At 68.3% G+C, this 19,754-nt stretch carries 12 protein-coding genes; 5 read left to right on the top strand and 7 right to left on the bottom strand.

Translation table 11 applies throughout. The features are described 5' to 3' along the window. The first annotated feature begins 513 nt into the window (after positions 1 to 513). From ABIA33_RS24795 to ABIA33_RS24775, 5 genes are all read left to right on the top strand, one after another. Entirely contained in the window at positions 514 to 2,877 is a 2,364-nt protein-coding gene (locus ABIA33_RS24795) for an alpha-amylase family glycosyl hydrolase (RefSeq protein WP_370084632.1), read from the top strand. 169 nt (positions 2,878 to 3,046) lie between these two features. Beyond that, positions 3,047 to 3,730 (top strand): TetR/AcrR family transcriptional regulator, encoded by a 684-nt coding sequence (locus ABIA33_RS24790; protein ID WP_370084631.1) that lies wholly within the window; start codon positions 3,047 to 3,049, stop codon positions 3,728 to 3,730. A gap of 62 nt (positions 3,731 to 3,792) precedes the next feature. Then, the gene (locus ABIA33_RS24785; protein WP_370084630.1) at positions 3,793 to 4,437 is read left to right on the top strand and encodes an NAD(P)-dependent oxidoreductase; all 645 of its coding nucleotides are present in this window, start codon (positions 3,793 to 3,795) and stop codon (positions 4,435 to 4,437) included. Positions 4,438 to 4,563: 126 nt separating this feature from the next. After that, positions 4,564 to 4,923, top strand: a complete 360-nt coding sequence (locus ABIA33_RS24780; RefSeq protein WP_370084629.1) for an STAS domain-containing protein — start codon at positions 4,564 to 4,566, stop codon at positions 4,921 to 4,923. 163 nt (positions 4,924 to 5,086) lie between these two features. Further along, on the top strand, positions 5,087 to 5,518 hold the full coding sequence (locus tag ABIA33_RS24775) for a VOC family protein (protein ID WP_370084628.1): 432 nt from the start codon (positions 5,087 to 5,089) through the stop codon (positions 5,516 to 5,518). A gap of 150 nt (positions 5,519 to 5,668) precedes the next feature. Here the strand turns inward: ABIA33_RS24775 and ABIA33_RS24770 are convergent, their stop codons facing one another. The 7 genes from ABIA33_RS24770 to ABIA33_RS24740 all read right to left on the bottom strand — a co-directional run bounded on the left by ABIA33_RS24770 (position 5,669) and on the right by ABIA33_RS24740 (position 19,726). Continuing rightward, entirely contained in the window at positions 5,669 to 7,831 is a 2,163-nt protein-coding gene (locus ABIA33_RS24770) for an AGE family epimerase/isomerase (protein WP_370084627.1), read from the bottom strand. Further along, a complete protein-coding gene (gene glgX / locus ABIA33_RS24765) occupies positions 7,831 to 9,912 on the bottom strand; it encodes a glycogen debranching protein GlgX (RefSeq protein ID WP_370084626.1) in 2,082 nt (693 codons plus the stop codon). The genes ABIA33_RS24770 and glgX overlap by 1 nt, the downstream gene beginning before the upstream one ends. 160 nt (positions 9,913 to 10,072) lie before the next feature. Continuing rightward, the gene (locus tag ABIA33_RS24760; RefSeq protein ID WP_370084625.1) at positions 10,073 to 10,756 is read right to left on the bottom strand and encodes an SDR family oxidoreductase; all 684 of its coding nucleotides are present in this window, start codon (positions 10,754 to 10,756) and stop codon (positions 10,073 to 10,075) included. Between the two features lie 386 nt (positions 10,757 to 11,142). Then, the gene (locus ABIA33_RS24755; protein ID WP_370084624.1) at positions 11,143 to 12,465 is read right to left on the bottom strand and encodes a GNAT family N-acetyltransferase; all 1,323 of its coding nucleotides are present in this window, start codon (positions 12,463 to 12,465) and stop codon (positions 11,143 to 11,145) included. 125 nt (positions 12,466 to 12,590) lie between these two features. Further along, positions 12,591 to 14,204, bottom strand: a complete 1,614-nt coding sequence (locus ABIA33_RS24750) for an acyl-CoA carboxylase subunit beta (protein WP_370084770.1) — start codon at positions 14,202 to 14,204, stop codon at positions 12,591 to 12,593. Positions 14,205 to 14,255: 51 nt separating this feature from the next. Beyond that, positions 14,256 to 14,474, bottom strand: coding sequence for a DUF5988 family protein (locus ABIA33_RS24745; RefSeq protein WP_370084623.1), 219 nt, complete (start codon positions 14,472 to 14,474; stop codon positions 14,256 to 14,258). Positions 14,475 to 14,782: 308 nt separating this feature from the next. Further along, complete coding sequence (locus ABIA33_RS24740; RefSeq protein WP_370084621.1) at positions 14,783 to 19,726, bottom strand: type I polyketide synthase; 4,944 nt, start codon at positions 19,724 to 19,726, stop codon at positions 14,783 to 14,785. Positions 19,727 to 19,754: the final 28 nt, after the last annotated feature.

The raw sequence follows: 19,754 nt of genomic DNA, 5'->3' as shown, positions 1-19,754 counted from the left end.
CTCGCCCTGGCGGCGGCCTCGCTCGCGCTGGTCGCCGGCTGCTCCGCGAGCACAGCACACCCCGGGATCCGGGTGTGGACGGCGTGTTTCACGGACTGGCAACGACGTTGAAGACCGACCCGGTCGCCCGCCGGCACGGTGAAGTCGCACGTGTCGAGCATCCTCGCCAATCTCGGCGTGGCCGACCGGACCCAGGCCGTCATCTACGCCCTGCGCCACGGCATCGCTCGAGCGTAGGTGAGTCGCGGGGAGGGTGCAGCGTACAGGTTCCCGACCAAAGCGGAGACAGCTGAGCGTTTCAGCAAATTTTTGCAGAACTGAAGGGCCTCGACGAACTTCACCCGCAGACCAGCGAGCAGGTGAAGGCAACCGATGCTGGAAACCGAAGCTGCGCAAGGTCTTTACGGAGGCCACCACTCCGACTAACTTGCGGCAGCAGCTGCAAGCCCTTGCAGTCGCCGTCGGTGCGGCACACCAGGGCCGCCCCCCACCACCGACATCAAGGAACGACCTTTGACTGCCTTGCCCCCACAGTCCGTCCCCCCGCGCCGGAACCGCACGCGCTTCGGCGTACTCGCCGTCGCCACCGCCCTCTCCTTGGCACTGACCGGCCCTACCGGGCCCGCCGCACCGGCCTACGCCGCCGCCACGCCGGCTCTGGGCGCGCACTACGACAGCACGGGTGCCAACATCAGCTTCGCGGTCTACTCGTCCCGCGCCACGCGCATCGACCTGTACCTCTACACCGCGCCGACGGGAAGTCAGGAGGCGGTGAGCTACCAGCTGGCGAAGGATCCCGCCACCAGCATCTGGTCAGTCACCTTGCCGGTGGCGACCTTGCGGAGCCAGTACGGAATCACCGGGCCGGTGTACTACGGCTACCGGGCTTGGGGCCCCAACTGGCCCTACGCCTCCACCTGGACCAAGGGCTCGTCGGCCGGCTTCCTCTCCGACGTAGACGCCGCCGGGAACCGATTCGACCCCAACAAGCTGCTGACAGATCCGTACGCACGGGAGTTGAGCCAGGACCCGATCGGGCCGAGTGCCGCCGCCGACGGCACCGTCTACGGCACCGGCCCGCTCTACCGGGCCACGGACGACGGGACACTCGCGCCCAAGGGAATCGCCCTGGCCGACGACACCACCAGCACCGGCACCAAGCCGACCCGCGCGTTGAAGGACGACATCATCTACGAGGTCAATGTGCGCGGCCTCACCAAGAACGACCCGTCCGTGCCGGCCGCCGATCAGGGCACCTACCAGGGCGCCGCGCTCAAGGCGTCCGCGCTGGCGGCACTCGGCGTCACCGCGGTGGAGTTCCTGCCCGTCCAGGAGACCCAGAACGACGCCAACGACGTGAACCCGACCAGCACGACCGGCGACAACTACTGGGGCTACTCGACGCTGAACTACTTCGCACCGGACCGCCGGTACTCCGCCGACAAGAGCGCCGGTGGTCCCACCCGCGGGTTCAAGACCATGGTCAAGGCCTTCCACGACGCCGGAATCAAGGTCTTCACGGACGTGGTCTACAACCACACCGCGGAGGGCGGCCCCTGGAACGCCAACGACAAGAACACCTACAGCCTGCTGTCGCTGCGCGGCCTGGACAACCCCACGTACTACGAGCTGACCAGTGACATGCAAAGCCCCGTCGACAACACCGGCGTCGGCGGGAACGTCAACACGTACAACCCGGTCACCCAGAACCTCATCACCGACTCCCTCGCGTACTGGAAGGACAGCCTGGGCGTCGACGGCTTCCGCTTCGACCTGGCCCCGGTCCTCGGCAACACCTGTCAGAGCGGCTGCTTCCAGTACAGCCGCACCGACCCGAACACCGCCCTCAACCGGATCACCGCCATGATGCCGCCCCGCCCCGCCACCGGCGGAACCGGCACCGACTGGATCGCCGAACCCTGGGCGATCGGCAACGGCACCTACCAGGTCGGCAACTTCCCGACCGGCTGGTCCGAGTGGAACGGAGTCTTCCGAGACACCCTACGCGGCAGCCAGAACGCGTTGGGCACGATCAGCACCACCCCCGGACAGCTGGCCACCCGCTTCGCCGGCTCCTCGGACCTCTACCAGCCCAACGGCCGGGCGCCGTACAACTCCATCAACTTCATGGTCGCTCACGACGGGTTCACCCTCGCCGACCTCTACCAGTGCAACGCCAAGAACAACACCCAGGCATGGCCGTACGGCCCGTCCGACGGCGGCTCGGACAACAACATCTCCTGGGACCAGGGCGGGATCGCGGCCGACCAGCGCAAGGCCGCGCGCAACGGCTTCGCCTTCCTGATGCTGTCCGCCGGGACGCCGATGATGACCGGTGGCGACGAATACCTCCGCTCCCTGCAATGCAACAACAACCCCTACAACCTCGACTCATCGGCGAACTGGCTTACCACCACCTGGAGCAGCGACCAGTCCACGTTCGACACCTACGCACAGCGGATGATCGCTTTCCGCAAGGCCCACCCCGCGCTGCGCCCACTCGGCTTCTACAGTTCCTCGGACAACAACGGCAACGGCATGAACCAGCTCGACTGGTTCACCCCCACCGGCGGCACGCCCGACTCCACCTACTGGAACGACCCGAACAACCACGCCCTCGGCTGGCGCATCGACGGCACCGAGCTGGGCGATCCCAGCAGCGCCCTCTACGTCGGCTACAACGGCTGGTCGGGCGACGTGACCTTCACTCTGCCCTCGCCGGGAACCGGGAAGAACTGGTACCGCGTCACCGACACCTCCACCTGGGCCGAAGGTCCCAGCCAGGTGGCCCTGCCCGGTAGCGAGGCCCTCATCGGCGGCGCCGGAACAACCTACGTGCTGCACGCCCGGGCCGTGCTGCTGCTGATCGCCAAGTAGCGCCGCCGCGTCTCCGCCCGGCCCACGGTGTCGCTCGCCCGTGCGACCTTCCTCGTCGCACGGCAATGCGTCCTCGGCGGGGCGGGCGGAGAGTTCCTGACGGACTACTCTTGCCTCTATCCGGACGATTTTCGTCCAGCTAAGATTGGGTCAGCACGGAAGCGCAGAGATGAAGCCGAAAGAGCAGGGCATACCTCGGGTGCGCGGGGAGCGGGCAGACGCCCGGCGCAACCGCGAACTGATCCTGCGCGCGGCAAGCAAGGTATTCGTGGAGGCGGGTCCGGACGTGGCCATGGAGGAGATCGCCTCCCGAGCCGGGGTGGGGGTCGGCACTCTCTACCGGCGCTTTCCGACCAGAGAGGCGCTCTACCAAGGCGTCGCCGCCGACGTCCTGGGCAAGCTGACCGAATCCGGACGGGAAGCCGTGGCGGCGAACAACGATCCGTTCGAAGCGCTACGCCGCCTCATGCACGTCTCCCTCGATCTCAACGTGGGGTCGGTACTGCCGGCCCTGGTATCGCGGTTCGACTTCGACGCGGTGGTGGAGGAGCTCCAGGCGGACAACGCAGACCTCGTCCAGGCGCTGCTGGAGCGGGCCCGCGCGCAGGGCCTCATCCGCCCCGACGCGGCATTCGGCGACATCGTCATGATGACCGTCCGTCTGTCACGCGCCTTCCCTGGCGGCCCGTATCCGGAGGACCGGCCTCTGGCCCACCGGCACCTGGACATCTACTTCGACGGGCTGCGGGCCTTCGGGTCCGCCCGCCCGACCAGCGCTCTGGAGGGTCCGGCGATGGAGGTCTCCTTGTTCAAGCGCAGACGGGCCGACCTCGTGCGACCGGGCGGCAGCTGAACAGCGCGCACGCTGCCGGACCTGCGGCCTCGCACACCTACACCCACACAAAGGTGCACGTCATGAAGATCATCGTTTTCGGAGCAACAGGCAAGACCGGCCGGCAGGTCGTGCAACGAGCACTGGACGCCGGCCACGAGGTCACTGCCTTCGTGCGTGATCCCGCTCGGCTCGACGTGCACCACCCCCAGCTGCATGTCTCCGTCGGACAGGTGACGACCGACCAGGCGGCCGTCACCGCCGCCGTCGAGGGACACGACGCCGTCATCAGTGCTCTGGGCACTGCTCGGACGCTCCACGGCATGCGCTCACCGACGATCATGTCCCAGGCCATGCCCGTCATCATCCAAGCGATGACGGACGGCGGAGTAGACCGGCTGGTGTTTCTCTCCTCTTTTGGCGTCGGCGACTCCTACGCCGCAGCTCCGCCGCTGCTGAAGGTGATGTTCAGGTACTTCCTGGGGCCGGTCTACGCCGACAAGGCCGCAGCCGAAAAGCTGCTGCGCGACAGCACCCTGAACTGGACGCTGGTCTACCCCGTCCTGCTCACCAACGGCCCGCACACAGGTGCCTACAGGTCGGATGTGTCCGTGAAGCTGACGGGCATGCCGCGGATCAGTCGTGCCGACGTCGCCGATTTCATGCTCAATCAGATCGACAGCTCCGCGTTCAGCCGAAGCGTCGCCGTCCTCACCCCTGGGAAATGACCCATACCTCCACGCGTCACGGCATGGAAAACAGGACTATGGTGCAGCCGGGGCGGTTGGGCCACACTGGGATGCACCGGAACTGCCGCCGGACCCTGGTTCACACTGCCACGGGAGGCGAGGGCCATGCCGCTGCGCGTTCGCACCCTGAAGGGCTGCGCCATTGTCACGCTGCCGGCCGAGGTGGACCTGGCCAACATCGATCACCTCAGATTCTGCGCGCGCAACCAGCTCTGGGACCACCTGCCCGAACTGAGTGATGTCGTCTTCGACCTCACCCACGTCTCCTTCATGGGATCCGAGGGCGGCGCGCTCATCATCGATACCTGGCGTCGAGGCCAGCAAGCTGGAGTGCCGGTGCGCGTGGCTGCCCCCTCACTGCTGCACCGGCGAATACTGCAGGCCCTCGGGCTGGACTGGACGGCACTCTTCCGCGACATGCACCAGGCTGTCAGTGGCCTGCGCCTCCTGGACGACGCCGGGTGAGCGCACCACAGGGTGCCTGCCGGCAGCGACAAGCATGGACACTTCAATCCGAACGTCAGACCGCCGGTTCGCGCTCTACCGGGGTAGCGTTGCTGCTCGCCGCGACATGCCCCTGCGTGGGATACGACGAGCCGCTGCGTGGTCCTAGCATCGGGAGTCACTGGTGAAGCCGAATCGCTCCGTCCCGGCGTCGACGGTGATCCCCGTCCTGATCTATCCCGATGTCCGGCAGGCGGTCGCTTGGCTTGGTGCAGCGTTCGGGTTTGTCGAGCGGGTGCGCATTGGTGAGGATCATCGCGCTCAGCTCAGCATCGGCGATGGTGCCGTGATCGTCGGCGATGTACGACATGATCGCCGACCGCCGCGCCCCGGCGAAGTCACCCACTCGGTGATGGTGCGCGTGGAGAACGTGCGTGCCCACTGCGAGCGGGCACGCGCGCACGGAGCGCGCATCGTCATGGAGCCGACCGACTTCGAGTTCGGCGAGCGGCAATATGCCGCCGAGGACCTCGCGGGCCACCAGTGGACGTTCTCGGAGACGCTGGCGGATGTCGCCCCGGAGGAATGGGGCGGCACCTCGATCACTCCCGGGTGACGCCTCGCCCCGGTCCGGGCGGGGGCGTTGCCGGGGCTTGGGTGTGGCTCGTGTACGGGCAGGTCGTGGTGTGCCTGAGCCCGTCGGCCCCCGGGGGGGTCGGCGGGCTCAGGGACGGTGCGCGCGCCGGGGTGGGCGCCGGGCCTGGGGTCAGGGTTGGGGGGTGGTGGGGGTGGGGTCGACCAGGAAGGCGTCGGTGGCCACCAGTGCGGCGATCACGTCCGGCAGGACGCAGCCCACGATCACGAAGTCCACGTCCAGGCCGATCTTCGTGCGCTGGAACAGCAACTCGTTGATCGCCGGTCGGCTCATCTCGGTGACCTGCCCCAGGTGGAACTCCACCCGGCGCGGACCCGCCGACAACGCCTCGGAGAGCCCGCGCCGGAACTTGTCCAACTCCGCGCGGTCCACCACGCCCTGCAGATGGATGTGCGCGGTGCGGCCGTCGAAGTCGCTGGAGATCCGCAACCGCATCTGCACCGGCTCCACCTCCACTCGCACCCGCAACGCCTTCGAGGACACCGGCAGCTTGACCGTCAACGCGGCCGCGTCGAAGTCCCGGTACGGCTCGTCGTCCACCCACACCCGCGCCACCTGCACCGTGCCGGCCGCCAGCAGGTCCGGCGCCACCCGCAGCACATTGCCCGGCAACGCACCCGGCTGCGGCTTGAAGTGCAAGGTCAGCGGCGAGGAAGTGATCAGCAACCCGGTGTAGGTCGCCGCCAGGTAGCACAACTCCAACGCGTGGTACCCCGCCATCGAATGCGAGCCCTTGAGCCGCTCGGTCCCCACCAGATACGGGATCCCGTTGGCCAGGACGTTGAAGTACACCCCCCCGTCGTCGTAGTCCAGGAAGAACGCGTTGTAGAACGCCGCTGCCTCGCGCGCCAGCCGCCGGTGCTCCGGATCCCCGGTCACCCCCGCCAGAATCAGGTACGCCAGGATCGACTGCTCCTGCTGCCACCACGCCTTGCGGTCATGCCACACCAACCGGTGCGCCCCACTGTCCGGGTCCGCCACCCGCTCCACCACGTCGTACCAGCCACCGCGCTGAGTGTCGGAACCCACCGCCGGCATGATCTGCGCGATCCGCTCCGCCAACGCCGCATACTCCGGCTTGTCGAACAACGCCCCGATCCGGGTCAGATTCCACGCGATCTTCAAATTGTGGCCCACCACCGCCCGGTCCTGCTGCCAGCCCCAGGTACGGTCCGGCGACCAGTCCTCATGGAACCGCTCCTGCACGAACGGCGAATTCGGCTCGTCCGGGAACCGCGTCGCGATCGCATCCGCCGTCTCCTCCAGCAACGCCGCGAAATCCGGCCGCCCGGTCGCCAGATACGCGTTGATCAGATACGCCGGCGCGTGGTCCCCCACCGAGTTCCAGTTCTTCCGCGACCGGTTCCGCCCCAACGAGTCCGCCCGCGGATCCATCGTGATCGGATCCAGATGCGAGAAGAACCCGCCCCGCTCCGGATCCTTGAAATACCGGTGGAACAACGCCACCGTCCGGTCGATGTCCTCCAGGATCCGCGGATCCCCGGTCACCCGGTACGTCTGCGTCGGCCCCGCCAACGCATAGATCTGCTCATACATCGGAATCGCATCGAAATCGTCGCCGAACTCCGACGCCAGCACCTTGCGCTGCCCCGAGGAGGTGATATCGATCCCGTGATACCAGTACACCACCGCGTCCACGTCGTCCACCACCCGCATGTGCTCGCGCAGATACTCCGTCCCGGACTCCGCCGCCTCCAGGAACCGCTCCTGCCCGGTCAGCAGATACGCCGTCGCCAGCCCGTACACCAGCCGCGAGATCGTATCGGTCTCCTGGCGCACATCCACGCCCTCCGCGTCGGGGACATGGGTGCCGCCCAACGTCAGACGCGTCCGGAAATGCCGCCAGTCGTACTTCCCGTCCGGGAAATGCCCCCGCAGATAGAAATCCGCGATCTCCGTCGCCTGCTGCACCCACCACCCCGGATGCTCGAACACATACGACCCCCGCCGCTCCTCGGGGAACACCACCTCCCGCGCCTCGATCCGCTCCCCACCCTCCCACCGGTGGAAAATCCCGTACACGAACACATACCGGCCCGCCGCCAACATGTCCCGCGTCGAAGCCGAGGTGTCCCGCCGCTCGTCCCCCAGATTCCGCACCACCTGCGAAACCAGGGAATCCCCCAGATACACCGTGAACACACGCCCGTCCGACGTCCGCAACCCAAACCGCGACAACGTCGGCTCAAACCCAGTCACATACCCCGCAACCAAATCCGAAAACGTCCGCGGGGTTTCAGTCGGTTGGCTCATCAGATCGCTCCGTCGTCCGGCAGCGCGGTCAGCACGACCACGCTGCGCCCATGAGCATGGATGGTGGAACCGGACACCGGCAGACCGGACCCGGGCGCGAACACGTCACGCCCCGTCCCCTCCGCGGTGTCCGCGGTCTTGACCCAGCGGTGCCCGGCGATGGCCGGCACCTCGAAGTCCAGCCCCAGATGGAACATGTTGAAGATCACGTGCAGGTCCTGCTCGCCGTCGAAGCCCGCGAGGGTGAACGACAGCACCCGCGCCTGCGGGTCATCCCACCCCGGTGCCCCCAGGGCGGTCCCGTGCCAGGAAACGTCGGGCAGGCCGCGCTCGTTGAGGCGTCCGCAGAAGAACCGTGCCGAGCGCAGAGCCGCCACGCCCTTCCTGAGCCCGATCATGCCCTGGAAGAATCCCCGGACCTCGACCTCCTTGTCGGCCTGGTCCCAGTCGAGCCAGGCCAGCGCACTGTCCTGGCAGTAGGCGTTGTTGTTGCCGCCCTGGCTGTTGCGGAACTCGTCGCCGGCCAGGATCATCGGCACCCCGCGGCTCAGCAGCAGGATCGCGGCGAGGTTCTTGATCTGCCGCACCCGCAGCCGCTCCACGTCCTCGGCGTCGGTGGGCCCCTCCACGCCGCAGTTCCAGGAGTAGTTCTCCCCCGCGCCGTCGGCGTTCGACTCCCCGTTGGCCCAGTTGTGCTTCGTGTCGTAGCTCACCAGGTCGTTCAGGGTGAACCCGTCATGGCAGGTGATGAAGTTGATGCCGTTCGTCGCCAGGTCCGACGACCGCGAGAACACGTCCCGCGACCCGCCCACCCGCGTCGCGATCGACCCCACCAGCCCGGCGTCGCCGCGGACGAACCGTCGCACCTCGTCGCGGAACGGCCCGTTCCACTGCGACCACCGGTTCCCGGGGAAACGCCCCACCTGGTACAGCCCGGACCCGTCCCACGGCTCCGCGATGATCTTCGTCTCGGAGAGGATCCCCGACAGCTCGATCCCCCACAGCGACGGCGGCACCTCCAGCTCGTAGCCGCCCGGCCCGCGCGACAGCTCCGAGGCCAAATCGAAGCGGAACCCGTCCACATGGTGCTCGGTGACCCAGTACTCGAGGCACTCGATGATGAACTTCGCCACCGCCGGGTGGTTCGCGTTCACCGCGTTCCCGCAGCCGGTGAAGTCCATGTAGTGCCTACGGTCCTGAGCCCACAGGTGGTAGTACGCCTCGTTGGCCTGGCCCCGGAAGCTGATCGTCGGCCCGTTCTCGTTTCCCTCCGACGTGTGGTTGAACACCACGTCGAGGATCACCTCGATGCCCGCGCGGTGCATCGCCTTCACCATGTCCCGGAACTCGGTGATGTGATGGCAGTTCCGCGCGTCGGCGCAGTAACCGGTATGCGGGGCGAAGAAGCCGAAGGGGTCGTATCCCCAGTAGTTGCGCAGCTCCGTCCCGTCCGGACCGGTCCGCAGCACCTGCGTCTCGTCGAAGTCGAACACCGGCAGCAGTTCGACCGCCGTGATCCCCAGTTCCTTCAGGTAGGGGATCTTCTGCACCAGACCCACGAAGGTCCCGGGGTGCTCCACCCCCGACGTCGGCGACGCGCTGAGCCCGCGCACGTGTGCCTCGTAGATCACCGACTCCGCGAGGGGCGTCCTGAGCGGCCGGTCTCCCTCCCAGTCGTAGGCGTCCAGGTCAACGACCATCGACCGCATCGACGACGCGCAGTTGTCCCCGGGCCCCACGGCGCCCACCCGGTCCCACACCGAATTGATGTTGGCCCGCGCATAGGGGTCCAGCAGCACCTTGGCCCGGTCGAATCTGAACCCCGTCTCCCGTGTGCCGCCGGGCCCGTCCATCCGGAACCCGTAGACCTGACCCGCGCTCAACCCCGCCACGTGGCAGTGCCAGAAGTCGTACGACCGATTCATCTCGCTGTCCAGCACCACCACCCGCGAGGGCTCCTGCGCGTCGTGGCGCTCGAACAGCAACAACTCCACCCGTGTCGCCCCCGGCGAGAACACCGAGAAGTTCACACCCGCGCGCACCACCGAGGCACCCAGCGGCTGCGGCACCCCGATCGACACCGCTCCACCCATCCCCGACGGCGACGCAGCCGACGAGGAGGAGACAGACGAAGGCGACGCACCCTCAGACTCCGAGACCACACCCACACCCACACCCGACATGACCCACAACCGCCTCTCACAGACTCAACACACGGACCTGACCAGACCGGTCTCGGGCTCAACCCACCGAGGCCGGATCCCACTCGAGCGCGGAGAACATCTCCTCCCAGCCCGACGGCGCCGTACCGCTCTCGTTGAAGATCTCGAACGTCACCGCGCTGGCCGATGGGCAGTACAGGGACTGCACACATGCCTGCGCCAAGTCCTCGCGTGAGACCCGGCCGTCGGCCCGGTCTCCTTGCTCCAGTCGTACGCCGCGCCCCGCCACCGGACCCTGCGTCAGCCAGCCCGGACGGATCACGGTGTACGGAAGGCCGGACGAGCGAACCGCGTCCTCGCCCGCCAACCGCCAGTCCAGCACCCGCCCGTAGGCGTTCAGTGGATGACCGTGGTGCGTCACGTGATGCTGGCTGACCAACACCACGTGCGGACGCCCTCCCGCGGCCTGTGCCGCAGCCAGTACGTTGCACACGCCCAGATGCATGGTCGCCTCCGGTCGGTCGGGCCCACGCTCGTCGGTCCCCGGTTCGACGCAGAACACGATCGCCGAACACCGCGCCAGCGGCCCCGCCAGCGACTCCGGTTCCCGGACATCCCCTTGATGGAAAACCGCGCCGGCCGGCAACCCGTCCGGCGTCGCGCGGCCGATCACGCTCACCCGCTCGCCACGACCCAGCAACTGCTGGACGATCAGGCGCCCGACTCGACCGGATCCGCCCACCACCGCGACCGGACTGTCCATCACAACCTCCCAGACGGAACACCGAGCGGCGGGAGAGCACGGAGCCGCCGCCGGCCGGCGAACGGGATGACTGCTTCGTCGCGGATGTGGTCGGTGGCCTCCAGGGTGATCGGCCTCGCCGACCCGCCACGAGCATCGGCCAAGGCGATGCCGACAGTCGCGCGTCCTCCCCCACTCATCCCCGCTCCTCTGGTCATTGGTCCAGCCAAAGCCATACAACAAGATCAGTCAAGGTCAGTCAAGAGTGGTGTAAACCGCAAGCTTTCGTATTCTCCGAACCTGGTCCCTCCTACCAGCAGAAACGGAGGCCTCGTCCCAGTGGCACCACCCCGATTGGCAGTGCAGAACCCAATAACTACAGCCGACTTGACGCAGTACGCGACAGCTCAGAGCCGCGCGTGCGACGCGATGTCCGCGGTGAACTCCTCGATCATCTCCGGGGTGACGGTGGGTCGGCAGTGGCTCAGCGCGGTCAGGTAGTCATGTGTACTCGCGCCGTCCGGGTCGCCGTCGGCCCGCACGACGCCGGCACCAGCGCCAGCGCCACCCATGGCGGCACCGACGACCCCCGCGAGATCGCGTTCGAACGCGGCCTGCGCAGCGGTCCGCGCCGCGTGCTCGATGTCGGCAGGGGTGAACAGCTCGCTCGCCGCGACCAGCGCGTCCAGGTCGACGTCGGGCCGTCCGGTGGCATACCTGGACCAGATCGCCGACCGGGCCGCAGCATCGGGTGTACCGATCGGAACCAGGTAGTCGAACCTGCCCGGACGCAGGAAGGCCGGATCGAGCGAGCGGACGGAGTTGGTCGCGCACACCAGCAGCCGCTCCTCCCCCTCCCGGAATCCGGGGATGAGTTTGAGCAGCTCGTTGGTGACGCCGTGCATGCCCGGCTGGGCCTGTCCTCCACGGACCGGAGCGATCTCCTCCACCTCGTCGATGAAGACGAGCACCCGCTCCAGCTCCGCGACGCGGGCGAACGCCGTACGCAGCGCCGCCGCGAGGTTGCCCTCGTCGGCGAGGCGCGAGGGCAGCAGTTCCACGAAGGGCCAGCCGAGCCGCGAGGCGATGGCTCTGGCGAAGGTGGTCTTACCGGTGCCCGGCGGCCCGAAGAGGGTGATGGCCCGGGGCGGGCGGACGCCGTGGCGGGCGGCTCGTTCGGGTTCGGCCAGCGGCAGCACGATGCGCCGCTCGATGAGGTTCTTCTCCGTCTCCATTCCGGAGACCTTGGCCCACAGGTCGCCGGGCATGAGCCTTCCTCCGAGCTCCTCCAGGGGGCCGGTCGCGGGGCCGCTCGGCGGCTCCGCCTTCTCGAAGTAGGCCACGGCCGGGCGCCTGGTGTAGCCGGCGTTGCGCAGCCCCTCCCCCAGCAACTCCTCCTCGGGGAGCACGTAGGCGATGCGTCGGACCCGGGCGGCGAGCAGCCTCCGCTCCAGTTCCTTGAGCAGGGCACTGGCCAACCCCCTGCCGCGCCAGGCGGGGGCGATGGCGATGCGCATCACCCAGGCACGGTCACCCGCCACGCAGGCGAGTGCCGCCCCGACCGGCACCCCGCCGTTCACGGCGACGACCGCCGGCTGCCGGGATGTCAGCGCGCCGATGCACTCGGCGAGGGAGAAGACCGACTCCTGGCCGAGCTCGGCCGTGGTGTCGATCAGATGGACGACGTCCGCCAGGTCGTCCTCGCGGTAGTCATGGATGAGCCAGTTCACCGGTGCCGCCTCTCGCCTGTGGTGGCCCGAGGCTAGGGGCGGCCCGAGTGCCCGGGCCTGCTCCGATCAGGACAGTCCGGGAGCCGCGACCGTACGCACCGTACGTATCGGAAACGCCGTGTCGGTCACTGGGGCGGGTTGCCGTGCTTGCGGTTCGGCAGGTCGGCGTGCTTGGTACGGAGCATCGCGAGCGCCGAGGCAAGCACCTCGCGGGTCTCGGCCGGGTCGATGACGTCATCCACGAGGCCGCGCTCGGCGGCGTAGTAGGGGTGCATCAGCTCAGTCTGGTATTCCTTGATCTTCTGCTCCCTGGTCGCCTCCGGGTCGACGGATCCGGCGATCTCCCGACGGAAGATGACGTTGGCCGCGCCCTCGGCGCCCATGACGGCGATCTCGTTAGTGGGCCACGCGTAGGAGAGGTCGGCTCCGATGGAGCGGGAGTCCATGACGATGTAGGCACCGCCGTAGGCCTTCCGCAGGATCAGCTGGATCCGTGGAACGGTCGCGTTGCAGTACGCGTACAGGAGTTTGGCACCGTGCCGGATGATGCCGTCGTGTTCCTGGGCCACGCCGGGCAGGAAGCCCGGGACGTCCAGCATCGTCACGAGCGGGATGTTGAAGGCGTCGCACATCTGGACGAATCGCGCGGCCTTCTCCGAGGCGTTGATGTCCAGCACTCCGGCCAGCGACTGCGGCTGGTTGGCGACGATGCCGGTCACATGGCCGTCGATCCGAGCCAGTACGCACAGGACATTCGTCGCCCAGCGCTCGTGGATCTCCAGGAACTCGCCGTCATCGACGATCTCCTCGATCACCCTGCGCATGTCGTACGGACGCCTGACATCGACCGGGACCATAGCCAGGAGCGCGTCGTTGCGGCGGTCCACCGGGTCCTCGCTGGCCACTACTGGCGGCATCTCGCGGTTGTTCTGCGGGAGCAGCGAGAGGAGATAGCGGACCTCCTCGATGCAGCTCTCCTCGTCGTCGCAGGCGAAGTGGGACACCCCGGAGACGCCGGAGTGAACGTCCGCGCCACCGAGGCCGTTCTGGGTAATCTTCTCGCCGGTCACCGCCTGGACCACGTCCGGGCCGGTGATGAACATCTGTGAGGTCTCACGGACCATGAAGATAAAGTCGGTCAGCGCCGGGGAGTACGCCGCGCCTCCGGCGCACGGGCCGAGCATCACACTGATCTGCGGGATCACGCCGGAGGCGCGGGTGTTGCGCTGGAAGATGCCGCCGTAGCCGGCCAGAGCGGTGACGCCTTCCTGGATGCGGGCGCCGGCGCCGTCGTTCAACGACACCAGCGGCGCACCGGCCTGGAGGGCCATGTCCATGATCTTGTGGATCTTCTGCGCATGGGCCTCGCCCAGCGCGCCGCCAAAGATCCGGAAGTCGTGCGCATAGGTGAAGACGACACGACCGTGCACGGTGCCCCAACCGACGATCACGCCGTCGGTGTGCGGCCTCTTGGCCTCCAGGCCGAACCCGGTGGCGCGATGCCGGCGCAGCGGCTCCACCTCCTGGAACGAGCCCTCGTCCAGCAGGAGTTCGATGCGCTCACGAGCCGTCAGTTTGCCCTTGGCGTGCTGGGCTTCTGTCGCCTTCTCGCCGGGCCCGCGACGCACCCGGTCCTTGACACCGTGCAGCTCGGCCACCCGAGCCGCCATACTGTCCGGAGCTTGCTCAGGAGGCGCCGCTGCGCCAGGCCCGGCAGGCGTCCACTGCAGAACGGTCATTTCCACCAACTCACGATTCCGGCGATCACGGTCCGTTCGAGGACGAGCACCTCACTCGGCGACGTATGTGCGCCCGACCCAGACGAGGACCCGCAATTCGCGGCCGTCCATCACAACCGTGTCCGGGCTGGGTTCGAAGTGCTCGTAGCGGTTCGCCACCGGGAGTTTGAACACCTGCTTCGGGTCCTCGATGTGACGGATCCTCAATTCCTCCGGGATCAACGATCCGCCGTGGAGGACGACATTCGGGTGAGCCTGACGAAGGGCCATGGATTTCTCTCAATCTCTCGCCGAAACAGCAGGGCAGGAGCGCTGGAGGTGAATCGGGAGCCGCGGGACGGTCGGCCGCGAAGGCGGTCTCACCTGGGATTCCGCAGCAAGTCGGCGCGCCGTCACGGCTGCCGGTTCGATCCGGCTGCCGCTAACCGTGCCACAGCCCGGTATTCCGGCCAACCCCTAGCGTGCGTGGTGCCAGCCCCTAACCGGCCCTATGGAGGGGTACACCAGGACGTGCCGGAACAGCCCTGCGGCGTGGCATCAAATACCGCGGGCTGCCCCGGAGTTGCCTGGCAGGCAGATCAGGCCAGGCCGTCATTGATGAATGCGAACAACTCCTCGTCAGAGGCCGAGTCCAGGCTGTCTGCGTCGACGAGATCGCCGACTTCGCTGGTTGCGACCTCAGCCGACGGCTGCGCCTCGCTCCACTTGGTTGCCAGGGCGTACAGGCGCATCTGAATGCGGGCCCGGGTGAGGCCGTCCGGGGTACTCGCCGCAAGTGCGGCCTCCAGACGTCCGAGTTCGTCGAGCACCGAGGCGGCCGCGGCGGCACCATCAGGCAAGAGTTCGTCGTGCAGATAGTCAGCCAGGGCGCGCACCGTGGGGTAGTCGAAGACCACCGTGGCGGGTAGCGCCAGGCCCGTGGCCGCGCCCAGCAGATTCCGGAACTCGACTGCGGTCAGCGAGTCGAATCCGAGCTCTCTGAACGCCCTGCCGACCTCGATGGCCTCGGAGCCGACGTAGCCCAGGACGGCGGCGACATGGGTTCGCACGAGGTCAAGCAGCACCGTATCGCGCTCGGACTCGGACAAGTCGGCGATCCGCCTGGCCAGAGCGACGCCCCCGCCGATCGTGGCAGTGGCCGCAGCCTCGTCAGTGGCCTGCCGTGCCTCCGCGAGCTCATCGAACAGGCGGCTGGGCCTTGTCGCGACGAAGGCCGGCGCGAAACGCTCCCAAGCGATGTCGGCGACCGTCAGCGCACCGTCATGGTGGTCAAGTGCATGCTGGAGCGCGGCGATCGCCAACTCGGGGGCCAGCGGCGGGATTCCGTTCCGGAGCAGTCGCTGTCCGACGACCCCGTCAGCGGCCATGCCGCCCTGACTCCAGGGGCCCCAGGCGATGGATGTGGCGGGCAGACCGTCGGCACGGCGCTGCTCGGCCAGCGCATCCAGGAACGCGTTCGCTGCCGCGTAGTTGCCCTGACCCGCACTGCCGATCGTGCCCGCCATCGACGAGAACAGCACGAACGCGGACAAGTCCAGTCCGGCAGTCAGCTCATGCAGGTTCCGCGCCGCCGCCACCTTCGCCCGCGCCACCCCCGCAAACCGCTCCGCCGTCAGACCATCCACCACACCGTCGTCCAACACGCCGGCCGTGTGGAACACACCCGACACCGGGAACTCCGCCAGAAGCTCCGCCAGCCCCTCCCGGTCCGCCACATCACACGCCGCCACCGTCACCTCAGCACCCAGCGCGAGCAGCTCGTCCCGCAACTCCACGGCACCGGGCGCATCCAACCCACGACGACTCGTCAACACCAGATGCTCGGCACCGTTACGCGCCAACCAACGCGCCACCTGCCCACCCAACGCACCCGTACCACCAGTAATCAGCACCGTCCCACGAGGCTGCCACATCGCACCCGGGGCCTCCGGCCGCACCGCACGCACCAACCGACGCGCGAACACACCCGAGGACCGCACCGCCACCTGGTCCTCACCGCCAGTACCACCCGCCAGCACACCCAACAGACGCGACCACGTACGCCCGTCGACCACCTCGGGCAGATCGACCAGACCACCCCAGCGCTCCGGAAGCTCCAGAGCGGTCACCCGACCCAGACCCCACACCTGCGCCTGCACCGCACTCGTCAAGCGCTCCGAACGACCCGTCGACACCGCACCCCGCGTCACACACCACAACGGAGCCAGCACCCCGGCATCACCCAACGCCTGCACCAACACCACCGTCGACGCCAGACCCGCCACCACCGAGCCCTCAACACAAGGACCCTCATCAAGAGCCACCAGCGACAACACACCCGCCACCGAGTCGACACCCACCACGTCCATCACACGCTCGGCAAACCCAGCGCGCTCCACACCCGCCCCGCCAACCTCGACCTGACGAACCTCGACCCCACACCCCGCCAACGCCCGCACGACGCCCGACACCGCAACGTCCTCCGAGAATCCGGCCGGAACCACCACCAGCCACATCCCAGAGACCGCACCCGACGCCGCCTCACCAACCCGCTTCCACTCAACCCGGTACCGCCAACCATCCACCCTCGACAGCTCACGACCCCGCCGACGCCACGCCGACAACGCCGGCAGCAGAACACCCAAGGGCCCCTCGCCCGCAGCCTCAACCTCAAGCGTCTCGGCCAGCGCCTCAAGATCCTCCCGCTCGACCGCCTCCCAGAACTGGGCGTCGACGGCGGATTCCTGCGCCGTGGCCTGGTCGGTTCCGGCCGGCTCAGGCCAGTAGCGGACCTGCTGGAAGGCGTAGGTGGGCAGGTCGACCCGCTGCGCGGCCTGTCCCGCGAACACCGCCCGCCAGTCCACTGCCACACCTCGCACATGTGCCCTGGCCACGGCCGTCGCCAGGGTCCGAACCTCGGGCCGATCGCCGCGCAACACCGGGACGAAGGCCGCCGTGTCGGTGTCGATAAGGCAGTCCTGGCCCATCGCGCTCAGCACCCCGTCCGGACCGAGCTCGACGAAGGTGGTGACGCCGTCGCCCTCCAAGGTCCGCACGGCGTCGCAGAACCGAACCGGCTCGCGGACGTGCCGCACCCAGTACTCGGGCGAGCACAACTCCTCGGCGGTCACGAGCCCACCGGTCAAGGTGGAGACGATCCGGAGGCCGGGAGGCCGGAACTCCAGGCTCTCCGCGACCTTGCGGAACTCCGCCAGCATGCCGTCCATCAGCGGGGAGTGGAACGCGTGACTGACGGTCAGCCGCTTCGTCTTGCTGCCCTCGGCGGCCAGCAGGGCCGCCACCTCCAGCACGGCGTCCTCGACACCGGAGAGCACGACGGCGTTCGGACCGTTGACCGCCGCGATGCCCACCTCGGCCTCGCGGCCCGCCAACAGCGGCAGCACCTCGCCCTCGGACGCCTGCACCGCCACCATCGCCCCACCCGTCGGCAGCGCCTGCATCAACCGGCCACGCGCCGCAACCAGAGCGGCCGCATCCGCCAACGACAACACCCCGGCCACATGCGCAGCCGCCAGCTCACCGATCGAATGCCCGGCCAGAACATCGGGCCGCACACCCCACGACTCCACCAAGCGGAACAAAGCCACCTCAACGGCGAACAGCGCCGGCTGCGTGAAACCCGTCCGGTCCAGCAGCGCGCTCTCCGAGGTGCTCTCGCCCGCGAAGACCACCTCACGCAAGGGGAGATCCAGGTGCTGGTCCAGCTCCGCACACACCGCGTCCAGGGCCTCCGCGAACACCGGGTACGTTTCGTACAACTGCGCACCCATGCCCAGGCGCTGGCTGCCCTGCCCCGCGAACAGGAACGCGGTCCTGCCCTCGGCCGCCGTCCCCTGCACGAGCTGCGCGGCACCGCTGCCTGAGGCAAGGGCGTCCAGTCCACGCAGGAACTCGTCGCGGTCACCGGCCACGACCACGGCGCGGTGTTCAAGCGACGCCCGGCTCGTGGCGAGCGAATACGCCACATCGACGGGCTCAAGCCGCGGATCGGCATGCACTCGCTCGCGCAGGCGTGCCGCCTGCGCCCGCAGGGCCGCCTCGCTCCTCCCCGAAAGAGGAAACGGCAGCGCCGCAGCCCGCACCGACGACTCCCGCTGCCCGGTCGGCCCAGCATCCTCCTCGGCGGGCGCCTGCTCCAGGACCGCGTGCGCATTGGTCCCGCTGATACCGAAGGACGAGACCGCAGCCCGGCGAGGGCGTCCGGTCTCCGGCCAGGCGTGGTTCTCCGTCAACAGCGAGACCGCGCCTGCTGACCAGTCCACGTGCGGGGACGGCTGGTCGACGTGCAGTGTCCGCGGCAGCATCCCGTGCCGTAGCGCCATGACCATCTTGATCACACCTGCCACACCCGCAGCGGCCTGTGTGTGCCCGATATTGGACTTCACCGACCCCAGCCAGAGCGGACTGCCTTCGGGACGGTTACTCCCGTAGGCCGTCAGGATCGCCTGAGCCTCGATCGGGTCCCCCAGTGTCGTACCCGTGCCGTGGGCCTCCACCGCATCGACCTGATCCGCCGACAGACCCGCGTTGGCCAGCGCCTGCCGGATCACCCGCTGCTGCGACGGACCGTTCGGCGCGGTCAGACCGTTGCTCGCACCATCCTGATTCACCGCAGAGCCACGCACCACCGCCAGCACCGGATGCCCGTTGCGCCGCGCGTCCGACAGGCGCTCCACCAACAGCAGGCCCACGCCCTCGGTCATGTTGGTGCCGTCTGCCGCTCCGGCGAACGACTTGCAACGACCGTCGGCAGCGAGCCCGCGCTGCCGGCTGAACTCGATGAGGGTGCCCGGATTGGGCATCACCGTGACACCCCCGGCCAGGGCGAGCGTGCACTCGCCGGCGCGCAGTGCCTGCACCGCCAGGTGCAGGGCCACCAGCGACGCCGAGCAGGCGGTGTCGACGGTGACTGCGGGTCCCTCCCAGCCGTAGGTGTAGGACAGTCGACCGGACATCACGCTGGCGATGTTGCCGGTGCCCAGGTGTCCCTCGAAGCTCTCCGCGGAGCGCATCAGGACAGGCACGTAGTCCTGCCCGTTGGTGCCGACGAAGACGCCGGTCGGGGTGCCGTGCAGCGACAGCGGGTCGATGCCGGCCCGTTCGAGGGCCTCCCAGGACGTCTCCAGCAGCAGCCGCTGCTGCGGGTCCATGGCCAAGGCCTCGCGCGGCGAGATCCCGAACAGTGCGGCGTCGAACCTGTCGACGTCGCGCAGGAAGCCGCCCTCGCGGGTATAGAAGGTACCTGGCGCGTCCGGATCCGGATCGTACAGCCCGTCCGTGTCCCAGCCGCGGTCGGTGGGGAAGCCGGAGATAGCGTCGCCGCCTGCGGACACCAGCCGCCACAGGTCCTCGGGAGACTGGACGTCCCCAGGGAATCGGCAGCTCATTCCGACGATCGCGATGGGCTCCCGAGCCTTCTCGTCCAGGTCACGCAACCGCTCGTGGGCGTCGTCCAGATCCTTCAGAACGCGCTTGAGGTATTCGCGGAGCTTGTCTTCATTGGCCATCGGAACGCTGCCCATTCACGTAGTCGGGGTCGAGACCGAGGGG

The organism is Streptacidiphilus sp. MAP12-16 (assembly GCF_041262165.1).
Taxonomy (GTDB): Bacteria; Actinomycetota; Actinomycetes; order Streptomycetales; family Streptomycetaceae; genus Streptacidiphilus.
The sequence above is the reverse complement of the archived record's forward strand: the minus strand, read 5'-3'. Positions and strand labels throughout refer to the sequence as shown.

Coding starts and splice junctions, on each gene's coding strand:
- ABIA33_RS24760 (WP_370084625.1), bottom strand. CDS start 10,756: ATGGACAGTCCGGTCGCGGTGGTGGGCGGATCCGGTCGAGTCGGGCGC.
- ABIA33_RS24770 (WP_370084627.1), bottom strand. CDS start 7,831: ATGAGCCAACCGACTGAAACCCCGCGGACGTTTTCGGATTTGGTTGCG.
- ABIA33_RS24750 (WP_370084770.1), bottom strand. CDS start 14,204: ATGACCGTTCTGCAGTGGACGCCTGCCGGGCCTGGCGCAGCGGCGCCT.
- ABIA33_RS24740 (WP_370084621.1), bottom strand. CDS start 19,726: ATGGGCAGCGTTCCGATGGCCAATGAAGACAAGCTCCGCGAATACCTC.
- ABIA33_RS24780 (WP_370084629.1), top strand. CDS start 4,564: ATGCCGCTGCGCGTTCGCACCCTGAAGGGCTGCGCCATTGTCACGCTG.
- ABIA33_RS24785 (WP_370084630.1), top strand. CDS start 3,793: ATGAAGATCATCGTTTTCGGAGCAACAGGCAAGACCGGCCGGCAGGTC.
- ABIA33_RS24790 (WP_370084631.1), top strand. CDS start 3,047: ATGAAGCCGAAAGAGCAGGGCATACCTCGGGTGCGCGGGGAGCGGGCA.
- ABIA33_RS24745 (WP_370084623.1), bottom strand. CDS start 14,474: ATGGCCCTTCGTCAGGCTCACCCGAATGTCGTCCTCCACGGCGGATCG.